At 57.4% G+C, this 1,139-nt stretch carries 2 protein-coding genes; both read right to left on the reverse strand.

The genetic code is table 11. The features are described 5' to 3' along the window. Positions 1-251: 251 nt before the first annotated feature. The gene (locus HNR55_RS16555) at positions 252-686 is read right to left on the reverse strand and encodes a hypothetical protein (RefSeq protein WP_166117184.1); all 435 of its coding nucleotides are present in this window, start codon (positions 684-686) and stop codon (positions 252-254) included. Next, positions 686-1,139: glycoside hydrolase family protein (locus tag HNR55_RS16560; RefSeq protein WP_221441749.1), on the reverse strand; the 454-nt coding region annotated here is incomplete at its 5' end. The genes HNR55_RS16555 and HNR55_RS16560, both read right to left, overlap by 1 nt.

Below are 1,139 nucleotides of genomic sequence, written 5' to 3' on the forward strand. Positions count from 1 at the left end.
CAGACCGGATGCCATCGCAAAAACCGTCAATCAAATCGCCAAAAGCCAGAAATTACCCGCCAAGCACATCAATCAACGGTTCTTCGATCCCTCCAAATCAGGCTTAGGATAGTGCGCAGCATCAATATCGCCCTTCCAGCAGAAGCATGGCCTCGTCGTGCCGTCTCCAGATCAGGTCATTCATGACCTTGTCTCTCGAGAGCGCCGGCTCTTCGATGATCCTGACGACCTTGCGTCCGACGCAAAGATCGTCACCTGTGATGATGCTGTTGCGGTTGGCACGATGGGAGGTAGACACCGGCCGTATCTTCAAAACGCTCCGGATGCGCCGTGAGAGGCATGGACACGACATCATCGCTCCGATGGTCGGCATAGACGAACGTCAAATAGTAAGACTGGTCGTCGGTCGAAGGATCGCCATTAAACATTTTGTTCCATTCCAGCAGGTCGCGCCGCAGCGGCGATCCGACATCGCCACTGCGGGTCCAGACCGCCGACACACAGGGCGAAACACGCTCGACGCGCACGATCAACCGCCCATTGAGAAACGCCTTTCCATCGAGCTCCTCGTTGAACATCGTATTGCCGTTGTGGGTCAGCTCCTCCAGGGACTGCGGCCTGGCGCCCGCGTGTGCGGTGCCACCGATACAGATGGCGCAAATCAGGCTCAGGATAGCGCGGAGCATCAATATCGTCCTTCCAGCAGAAGCATGGCCTCGTCGTGCCGTCTCTTGACCAGACCACGTAAGACCTTGCCTTTCGAGCGCACCTGCTCCTCAATGATCCTGACGGCCTTGCGTTTATCGCCACTGTTGATCGCAGCACGGACGCCCGGCCAACCTCTTCCTGGATTATAGACGAACGACACGAGGGCGTCGAACTCGTTTTGTGTCAAATGGACATGGGAGCCCCGGCGAACGATCGCCTCATAGCGCGGGAGATTGACCTGTAGCAGGCGTTTCTGCTGACCGTCCGTCAGATTGACGAGATTTTTATTATCATGGGCGAACTTCCTGGCCGCTTCGCCACGCAGGCCGGCCCCCGCCGCCACGCGAGACACTAGACTAGAGTCGAGGTCGATATCCCGCAATTTCTGCTCAATCTCCGCCCGGGAACGATCGCGCATGTCATAACCAGGC

Origin of the sequence: Acetobacter lovaniensis (genome assembly GCF_014207635.1) — a bacterium.
Classification (GTDB): Bacteria; Pseudomonadota; Alphaproteobacteria; order Acetobacterales; family Acetobacteraceae; genus Acetobacter; species Acetobacter lovaniensis.